The organism is Streptomyces sp. ICN903, assembly GCF_022015835.1.
GTDB classification, from domain to species: Bacteria; Actinomycetota; Actinomycetes; order Streptomycetales; family Streptomycetaceae; genus Streptomyces; species Streptomyces fenghuangensis.
In genome coordinates this window covers 1-8,379 of the sequence record NZ_JAKMAY010000257.1, presented here as the reverse complement: position 1 = coordinate 8,379, position 8,379 = coordinate 1, and the positions used below count along the sequence as shown (strand labels likewise).

Below are 8,379 nucleotides of genomic sequence, written 5' to 3'. Positions count from 1 at the left end.
GCCACGGGGGTGCCGTAGGGGAAGGGCGTGGGCGCGTCGTTGGTCAGGGTGTGGGTCTCGCCCTCCAGCCCCCGGAAGTCGACGACCAGGTCCGCCCGCTCGCCGGGAGCGATCACCAGCGGCCCGTCCAGCGGCCGCGGCCGGTGGAGGAAGCCGAGGTCGGTCCCGATCAGGGTGGCGGGGAACGGCCATCCCCCGCCGGCCGACAGCCGGTAGAAGCGCGAGTTCGACCCGTTGAGCAGCCGCAGCCGGTACTGGCGCGGCTCCACGTCCAGATACGGCCACGCCTTGCCGTTGACCAGGATGACCTGCCCGAAGAACTCGGGTCGCACCGAGGGCCCGCCCGGCCAGTCCGGGCAGTCGGCGGGGACGTCCGGGTAGGCCAGCCGCCCGTCCGGGTGGAACATGCGGTCCTGGATCACCAGTTCCAGTTCGTACGGCTCGCCGGGCAGGCGGCGGTCCTCGATGAGCGAGAGCTCGTGCGAGTCGCGCAGGAGGTAGAAGCCGACCAGCCCGGCGTAGACGTTGAGCCGGGTGATGCCCAGGGTGTGGTCGTGGTACCAGAGGGCGGCGGCCTCCTGGCTGTTGTCGTAGCCCAGCCGCGTGCCGGCGAAGAGCGGCCCGACGGCGCCGCCGGGGGTGTACCAGGCTTCGGGGTGGCCGTCGCCGCCCGGGTCGGTGTGTCCGCCGTGCAGGTGCACCACGGACGGCACGCCGTCGCGCTCGATGGTGTGGCCGGTGCCCGCGAAGGCCCAGTGGACCGTGGTGTCCACCGGCAGCAGGTGCCGGTGGGGCAGGCCGTTGATCCAGTGCACCCGTACGGGCCGGTCCCGGTGGGCCACGAGCGTGGGGCCGGGGTAGGACACCTGAGCCGGGCTCCCGGACGCGGGGCTGCCGCCCTGACGTCCGCGCACTCCGAATCCCCACACCGGGGTGGTGAGGCCCAGCCCGCCGCCGAGGAGGTCCTGGCGAGCCGGGCCCATCACGAAGGTCAGGTCGCCTCCGCCCAGCGCGTCGACGCGTGACGGGCGGGGCAGCGGGTCGGTGAACCGGGGGATGGCCGTGGGATCGGCGACCGGTTCGCGGTAGAGCGGGTCGTCGAGGGGCGGCAGCGCGGCCGCCTCCCCGGCGGCGGCGGGCGGCGCCGTACCGGGCCCGGACAGGAGCAGCGCGCCTCCGGTCAGTGAACTCGCCTGGATGAAACGTCTTCTGTCCACGGTCTGTCTTTCCCTCGGGGTCGCGGATGGCCGGGCATCCGTGATCTTCTCCGGGAAAGAAGTACCAGTATATGGGCCGTTCAGGTATAAAATCCCTTTTGCCTGCATATAAATCAGGAGGAATGATTTTCGGTGCGCAGGCGGGCTCCTGAAGGGCGCGGACACGGAGAACCGGCGGGCCCAAGCCCGCCGGCGGTGCGGTCGGGAACTCAGGACCTCTCGTCGACCACCTCCAGGTTCACGAAGCGGGGCTCCTTGCTGCACAGCCCCCGGATCTGCTCGGAGACGCGCTGCGTCTCGGGCATCTCGCTGTTCCTCATCGCCTGCTCGTAGGAGGGGAACTCGACGATGTCCACGTAGTGGGTGGAGTTCTCGCGGTCCCGCCCGTGGATCTCACGGGAGAGGGTCCGCTTGCCCTCCGTCATCCGCATCCACTGGTCCCAGAGATCCATCATCTCCTTGTCGTGCGTCGTCTCGTACTCGATGAGCTGTACGAACGTCATGGGACTCCTCCTGCGGCGGTCACTGCCGGGCCTTGGCGTACTCCTCCGCCATGGCGCCGGCGAAGTCGTACGCCACGACCGCCTCGTCGCCGACGACCCAGGCGTCGTGCCCCGGCGGGCAGACGAACACGTCGCCCGGCCCGACCTCGGCCTCCTGGCCGTCGTCCATGCGCAGCCGCATCCGCCCGCGCACCACGTATCCGTTGTGGTGGATCCGGCAGCTTTCCGTTCCGGCGATCGGGCCCACCGACTCCGACCAGCGCCAGCCGGGCTCGAACGTGGCCACGGCGAAGTCCAGCCCGGTGAGGTGGAGGGCTTCGAGGTGGCCACGGGGGAAGTCGCGCCGCTCGTCCGGCTTCTCGATGGTCTTGACTTCCAGCATGGCTGAACCTCCGTTTCACGCCATATGTCCATGATGCGCGCATGAGGCGCGGTGGGGAAACGGCGGGGAGCGGGGATTCCGGGGATCCGGCCGAGTGCGCGCAGGCCCGGTCAGGGGACCGGCGGATCGTCCAGGCCCCGTAGGCCCGGGATCGGGGTCACCACGGGAGGAAGGCGTGGATCTCCTTGCCGTCCGGCAGCGGGTGGACGGTGAGCCGGTCGGCGATCCGCTCGACGATGGACCAGCCGAAGCCGCCCCCGCCGCCGTTCAGATCGGCCTGGCGGGGGCTGGGCGGGGCCGGGTCCGCGTCGCGGACGGTGACCTGTACGCGGCCCTCGGTGAACGCCAGGCACAGGGTGAGCGGGCCGGGGGCGTGGCGTACGGCGTTGGTGACCAGCTCGGAGACGACCAGCAGCACGTCGTCGTGTGAGCGCTCTCCGGCGGGCGGTTCGGTGCCCGCCAGTTTCAGCAGGAAGGCGTCGGCGGCGTCGCGTGCCTGGGCGATGGTGCCGGAGTGACCGTCGAAGTCGGCGCGCAAATGGGGAGCCCCCAAACCCTCGCTCAGCAGTTCCATCGCCGGTCCCCCAGTCAACACAGCGGTGTCCATGGTGCGTCTTCCCGCTGTTTCCCACACCATACGCCGCTGTCACCCCGCCCCGCCGCATCCACTGCCGCGGGCGGGCCCGGGAGGGGGGAGGAACGGTCAGCGGGCGACGGTGAAGAACCCGGCCAGACCCACCAGTTCCAGCAGCCTGCCGGGCTGTTCGCCGACACCGGTCAGGGTCAGGGGGACCCCGCGGTCCCGGCAGCGGCGCTCCAGGGTGAGCAGGGCGTGCAGACCGGCGGAGTCCATGAAGGGGACGCTCGACAGGTCGACGGCCAGGCCCCGCCACGGCTGGTCGATCTCCTCCAGGACCCCCGTCAGGGCCGGCGCGCTGTCATGGTCGACGTCACCCCGGGGATGCAGGACGACGGTGTCGTGTTGGCGGGTGATGGCGACGGACAGGGTGCGCATGGCCCTTCGACCCCCTTCCGGGGTGGATCGACTCGTGCCGGCCGAGGCGTCTTCCGGATCGGGCGGTTCGGGGGTGCCCGGCCGGCGCGGGCAAAGGAGCCTCCCCGGCCAGACGGCGGGGCGACTCCCCCCACCGTCACACACCCGGGGCCGCCGCGCCACCATCGTTGTCCCAAATCCCGGCCCGTGCGCACGTCCGGGTGAGCCGGGTGGGACGGGAGGCGGCCGCGTGCCGGCCGGGGCCGGAACCCGGGCGGCACACGGCCGGGCCCGGGCACGTTCGGACGCGGCGGTGAGGCCGGCGGGATTCCGGGGCAGTCTGGCGGTGTGCCGCACACGCCGCGGCCCGCCCGGCCGCGGCGTGGTGGAGCGGATACGCCGACCGGAGCGGAGGGGCGCAGTGACCAGCCACAAGGAACGCATGCTCGCCGGGGAGCCCTACCTCGCCGACGACCCCGAGCTGGCCGCCGACCTGCGGCGCGCGGCCGAGCTGTGCGAGCGGTTCAACACCTCGCCGGCCGCCGACCCCGCCGCGCGCCGGGCGGTGCTGGCCGAGTTGCTGGGCGGGCTGGGGGAGGGGGCCGAGGTCCGTCCGCCGCTGTACGTCGACTACGGCTACCGGACCACCATCGGGCCCGGCACGTTCGTCAACTTCGGAGCGGTCGTGCTCGACGTCGCCCCCGTCTCGGTCGGCGCCGACGTCCAGATCGGCCCGAACGTCCAGTTGCTCACCCCCACCCATCCGCTCGACCCCGAGCGGCGCCGCGCCAAGTGGGAGGCGGCCGAGCCGGTCACCATCGGCGACAACGTGTGGCTCGGGGGCGGTGTCATCGTCTGCCCCGGCGTGAGTGTCGGCGAGAACACCGTGGTCGGCGCCGGGGCCGTCGTCACCCGGGACCTGCCCGCGAACGTCGTCGCGGTGGGCAACCCGGCCCGCGTCGTCCGCGAGTTGTGAGCCCGCCCCCTCCGTCGGTGCCCGAAGGAGGGCGAATGCCCGATTGCTCACGACGAGCGCGGTACGCGGAGATCCGGGGGTGGGAGGGAAGTCGAGGGTGCCGTCCGTCTTGTCATGTTCCCTGAGTGGACATAGAGTCCGCCGCGCAGTGATGGGAGCGCTCCCAGACGCTCCCTGCCCCGCTCCTGCCGAAAGGACAGCATGGCTTCCCCCCTGCGCACACCCTTGCGTACGCCACTTCGCTCCCTGCCCCGGACACGCGCCGTACTGCTGGCGCTCCTGCTGCTGGCGGGGGCCCTGACGGCCCTGACCGCCACGGCGCAGACCGCCCGCGCCGACGAGCGGATCTGCGATCAGTACGGGAGCACCACCATCCAGGGCAAGTACGTGGTGCAGAACAACCGCTGGGGCACCAGCGCCACCCAGTGCATCGACGTGACGGGCACCGGCTTCCGGCTCGCCCAGGCCGACGGCTCCGTCCCGACCGACGGGGCGCCCAAGTCCTACCCCTCGGTCTTCTACGGCTGCCACTACACCAACTGCTCCCCGGGCACCAACCTGCCGATGCAGGTCAGCTCGATCGGAAGCGCGCCCAGCAGCATCTCCTACACCTACGTCGACAACGCGGTCTACAACGCCTCGTACGACATCTGGCTCGACCCGACGCCGAAGAAGGACGGGGTCAACCGGACCGAGATCATGATCTGGCTCAACCGCGTGGGCCCGATCCAGCCCATCGGCTCCCGCGTCGGCACGGCGAACGTCGGCGGCCGCAGCTGGGAGGTGTGGACCGGCAGCAACGGCTCCAACGACGTCATCTCCTTCATCGCCCCCTCCGCGGTCCGGAGCATGAGCTTCGACGTCATGGACTTCGTCGACGAGACGGTCGCCCGCGGCATGGCCCAGCGCTCGTGGTACATGACGAGCGTCCAGGCCGGCTTCGAGCCCTGGCAGAACGGCGCCGGTCTCGCCGTCGACTCCTTCTCCGCGTCCGTCAACGCCGGCAGCGGTGGCGGCGACGGCGGTGGTGACGATGGCGGTGGTGACGATGGCGGGCCGGGCGGCGAACCGGGCGCCTGCGAGGTCACCTACACCACCAACTCCTGGTCGAACGGTTTCACCGCCGACGTCGGCGTCAGGAACACCGGCTCCACCGCGATCAGCGGCTGGGAGATGAGCTTCGCCCTGCCCGCCGGCCAGTCGGTCACCAACGCCTGGAACGCCACGCTCTCCTCCAGCGGGGGCACGGTGACGGCCCGTCCGGTCGAGCACAACAGGAACATCGAACCGGGCGGCACCCAGTCGTTCGGCTTCCAGGGAACCCACTCGGGGGGCACGCCGGGCGAGCCGACCCGGTTCACCCTCAACGGCACCGTCTGCACGGTGAAGTGAGCCGCGCCCGGCGGGCACGGTGAAGCGGCGCGGGGTCCGGACCGCACAGGGGGCGGTCCGGGCCCCGCGCCGCTCCCGGTCCGGCGGCCCTCAGCCCAGCCGCGCCGCCACCTCCTCGCGCAGCCGCGGCAGCATGTCGTGGAGTACCCCGGGGCACAGCGTGCCCGTGTTGTAGTCCTTGTGGCCGTACATCCGCGCGGGCGCGATGCCGTACCGCTCGCACACGTACGCGCACAGGATCACCAGCACCTCCCACTGGGCCTGCGGCGGCACCGCGCCCGCGTGGTACGAGCCCTCGCAGGCGATGCCGACGGCGCGGTCGTTCTGCCCGGAGGTGTGCGCGCCGAGCACGAAGGACGTGCCGCCGGTGAGGGTCCGCAGGCTGCCGTGCCGGCCCTCGGTGATCCAGCCTCCCCGGCTGACGGCGAAGTGGTAACCGGTGTCGATCCAGCCGTTGTCGTCCATGTGCAGGTCCTGGACCCAGTGGGCGTGCGCGTGGGCCCGGTCGCGGGAGAGGTCGGAGGTGTTCGCGCTCACCGTGTGGTGGACGATGATCCGGTCCGGCCGGTACCCGAGGACGGTGACGTTCCCCCGGGGCGGCCGCGCGTTCCACTCGGAGGTGCTGTCGACATCGGGTTCGACCGCGCCCGAGGCCCGGGCGGTGCCCGTCAGCGCGCCGGTGGCGACGAGCCCGGCGGTACCGGTGATCAGCAGACGGCGGCGCAGTGGTTTCTCACCGTTCAAGGTCGCTCCTCGGAAGGGCCGCGCGGAGCACGCGGGTCGCGGGGACGGGGTGGGGAAGAGGCCCGCGGGCCGGCCTCGCCGCGCGGTGGGGCCGGCCCGCGGGCCTCTCGGTCGCCTCGGAGGGCTACGGCGTGTTGTTGGCCAGGGCGAGGAGCCGGTCCCTGGAGCCGTTGAACTTGTTGCGGTCGACGTTCCCGGAGACGCCGCCGACGGAGCCGGTGCTGGTGTACTGCCACACCGTCCAGGTGGGGAAGCCGCTGGGGATGGTCGGGGTCTCGCTGGAGGTCCAGTGCGCCACCCACAGCGGGCTCTTGCCGTACATGCCCGTCCAGTTGCCGGTGCAGGTGTTCCACCAGCCAGCGGTCGTGTAGATCACCACGTCGCGCGAGGTGCGCGACTTGTAGGTGTTGTAGAAGTCGGTGATCCAGGCGCGCATCTGAGTGGTGGACAGGCCGTAGCACATCGCCCCGTAGGGGTTGTGCTCGATGTCCAGGACGCCCGGCAGGGTCAGGTTGTCCCGCGACCACGCGCCGCCGTTGGAGGCGAAGTAGGCCGCCTGGGTCGAGCCGCCGGAGACGTCGGGGCGTGCGAAGTGGTAGGCGCCGCGGATCACGCCGGCGTTGTACGCCGCCACGTAGTTGGTGTTGAACCGCGAGTCCTTGAAGCTGGTGCCCTCGGTCGCCTTGATCCAGGCGAACTGGATGCCCGAGTTCCGCACCGAGGCCCAGTTGATGGCGCCCTGCCAGTGCGAGACGTCGATCCCCTGCACGCCGCTGGTGTGGCCCAACGCGCCCAGCGGCGGTTCCTCCCGCGCGTCGGCGCCCTCGTGGAGCCGGTAGCCGGCGCCCATGAACGCCGTACCCGGCTTGAGGCGCTCCTTGGCGGGCGGGGGCGCCGCCGCGGCCGTACCCGCCGTGGCCGTCAGCAGGGCGAGTACGGCGGCGAGCACGCCGACCACGATGGTTCTCGGCCGGCGGTGGGGGGAGAGGGGTCTGTGCGGACGCATTGCTTCCTCCTGGCGCTCGGTGAAGGCGGGGGTGGGGGAGGGGAGGAGGTGCTCAGGTGGTGCCGTCGGCGCGGACGAGCGCGCCGGCGCCACTTTGTTGACGTGCACGCGTCATAAGTGACGCATGCCGCGGTCACTCTGTAAAGACACTCCAGACACTCTCTGTGGTCTCGACCTCTGTCGCCGGGCGCGAACTGCGCCGACGGGCCGCGTCCGGCGGAAACTTTCACGCAGCGAAAGCGGACGCCGTCCCCGGAGGGCGCCCCAGGCCCGGAAAGCCCGTGCCGCGGCACCGAGTGTTCCGCCGTTCGGGTGAGCTTTGGGCTGAGCTTCGGGACCGAGCGGACAGGCCTTTCCGGTGTTTTTCCGGCCCGTCCGGCGCCGCGCGGGAAAAGGCGGGAAATCCTGCGGTAGCCGCCCGGAAGCCACCGGAGTAGCTTTCGATGGGTGCCGACAAGCGCGGAAAGCCCGCCGAACAGGGCCGATGGCCCGGCCAGTTGCCCCGCGCACCGGAAAGACCGTCCGACAACGCAGGTGATTACTCCGCGAAATCCGCGCCCGGCAGCCCCCGGGCCCTGTCGGCCGATCCCGTTCGGCAGGAGCCGCCGGGAGACCGGACACCGACCGCGGTGGAGGTGAAGCCATGGCGACGCAGACGGAACCCCTGATCGAGACGCCCGGTGTCGAGGACGGTGCCGCAGTGTGGCGCATCGCCCGCGACTCCCGCGTGCTCGACCTCAACTCCTCCTACAGCTACCTGCTGTGGTTCCGGGACTTCGCCCGGACCTCCGCGGTGGCGCGCGGCGGGAGCGGTGCGCCCGTCGGCTTCGTCACCGGATACCTGCGCCCGGAGAGGCCCGGCACGCTGGTCGTCTGGCAGGTCGCGGTGGACGAGGGGCACCGCGGACGCGGACTGGCCGGCGCCATGCTGGACCACCTGGCCGCCCGGTCGGCCCCGCGGGGGATACGGCACCTGGAGGCCACCGTCGCACCGGGGAACACCGCCTCCGACCGGCTGTTCACGCTCTTCGCCCGGCGACACGGCGCGGCGCTGGAGCGCGAGGCGCTGTTCGGCGCGGAACTCTTCCCCGACGGCCACGGTCCCGAGGTGCTGTACCGCATCGGACCGCTGCCCCGCGCCGCCCGGCCCTGACCCGCCCGGCCC

At 72.0% G+C, this 8,379-nt stretch carries 10 protein-coding genes; 3 read left to right on the top strand and 7 right to left on the bottom strand.

Annotation, left to right across the window (positions count from 1 at the left end):
* From L7D48_RS22260 to L7D48_RS22240, 5 genes are all read right to left on the bottom strand, one after another.
* Positions 1–1,217, bottom strand: a 1,217-nt coding sequence (locus L7D48_RS22260) for a multicopper oxidase family protein (protein WP_237881758.1), incomplete at its 3' end; no start/stop codon positions are given.
* A 209-nt stretch (positions 1,218–1,426) separates the two neighbouring features.
* Positions 1,427–1,720: a hypothetical protein gene (locus tag L7D48_RS22255; protein WP_237881756.1), complete on the bottom strand. Its 294-nt coding sequence runs from the start codon at positions 1,718–1,720 to the stop codon at positions 1,427–1,429.
* Positions 1,721–1,739: 19 nt separating this feature from the next.
* Positions 1,740–2,102: a cupin domain-containing protein gene (locus tag L7D48_RS22250; protein ID WP_237881754.1), complete on the bottom strand. Its 363-nt coding sequence runs from the start codon at positions 2,100–2,102 to the stop codon at positions 1,740–1,742.
* Positions 2,103–2,259: 157 nt separating this feature from the next.
* The gene (locus tag L7D48_RS22245; protein ID WP_237881751.1) at positions 2,260–2,709 is read right to left on the bottom strand and encodes an ATP-binding protein; all 450 of its coding nucleotides are present in this window, start codon (positions 2,707–2,709) and stop codon (positions 2,260–2,262) included.
* Between the two features lie 96 nt (positions 2,710–2,805).
* The gene (locus L7D48_RS22240) at positions 2,806–3,117 is read right to left on the bottom strand and encodes an STAS domain-containing protein (protein ID WP_237881762.1); all 312 of its coding nucleotides are present in this window, start codon (positions 3,115–3,117) and stop codon (positions 2,806–2,808) included.
* A gap of 421 nt (positions 3,118–3,538) precedes the next feature.
* On the opposite strand from L7D48_RS22240, the gene L7D48_RS22235 reads away from it, so the two are divergent.
* A complete protein-coding gene (locus L7D48_RS22235) occupies positions 3,539–4,072 on the top strand; it encodes a sugar O-acetyltransferase (protein ID WP_237881760.1) in 534 nt (177 codons plus the stop codon).
* Between the two features lie 201 nt (positions 4,073–4,273).
* On the top strand, positions 4,274–5,464 hold the full coding sequence (locus L7D48_RS22230; RefSeq protein ID WP_237881749.1) for a cellulose binding domain-containing protein: 1,191 nt from the start codon (positions 4,274–4,276) through the stop codon (positions 5,462–5,464).
* A gap of 90 nt (positions 5,465–5,554) precedes the next feature.
* On the opposite strand, the gene L7D48_RS22225 is transcribed toward L7D48_RS22230, so the two are convergent.
* On the bottom strand, positions 5,555–6,208 hold the full coding sequence (locus L7D48_RS22225; protein ID WP_237881747.1) for a peptidoglycan recognition family protein: 654 nt from the start codon (positions 6,206–6,208) through the stop codon (positions 5,555–5,557).
* Between the two features lie 124 nt (positions 6,209–6,332).
* A complete protein-coding gene (locus tag L7D48_RS22220; RefSeq protein ID WP_237881745.1) occupies positions 6,333–7,214 on the bottom strand; it encodes a lysozyme in 882 nt (293 codons plus the stop codon).
* 643 nt (positions 7,215–7,857) lie between these two features.
* Between L7D48_RS22220 and ectA the strand changes: the two genes are divergently transcribed.
* Complete coding sequence (gene ectA, locus L7D48_RS22215; RefSeq protein WP_237881743.1) at positions 7,858–8,367, top strand: diaminobutyrate acetyltransferase; 510 nt, start codon at positions 7,858–7,860, stop codon at positions 8,365–8,367.
* Positions 8,368–8,379 lie beyond the last annotated feature (12 nt).

Excerpts from the sequence above, each read along its gene's own strand:
- ectA (WP_237881743.1), top strand. The coding sequence starts at position 7,858 with ATGGCGACGCAGACGGAACCCCTGATCGAGACGCCCGGTGTCGAGGAC.
- L7D48_RS22240 (WP_237881762.1), bottom strand. The coding sequence starts at position 3,117 with ATGCGCACCCTGTCCGTCGCCATCACCCGCCAACACGACACCGTCGTC.
- L7D48_RS22255 (WP_237881756.1), bottom strand. The coding sequence starts at position 1,720 with ATGACGTTCGTACAGCTCATCGAGTACGAGACGACGCACGACAAGGAG.
- L7D48_RS22235 (WP_237881760.1), top strand. The coding sequence starts at position 3,539 with ATGCTCGCCGGGGAGCCCTACCTCGCCGACGACCCCGAGCTGGCCGCC.
- L7D48_RS22230 (WP_237881749.1), top strand. The coding sequence starts at position 4,274 with ATGGCTTCCCCCCTGCGCACACCCTTGCGTACGCCACTTCGCTCCCTG.
- L7D48_RS22245 (WP_237881751.1), bottom strand. The coding sequence starts at position 2,709 with ATGGACACCGCTGTGTTGACTGGGGGACCGGCGATGGAACTGCTGAGC.
- L7D48_RS22220 (WP_237881745.1), bottom strand. The coding sequence starts at position 7,214 with ATGCGTCCGCACAGACCCCTCTCCCCCCACCGCCGGCCGAGAACCATC.
- L7D48_RS22250 (WP_237881754.1), bottom strand. The coding sequence starts at position 2,102 with ATGCTGGAAGTCAAGACCATCGAGAAGCCGGACGAGCGGCGCGACTTC.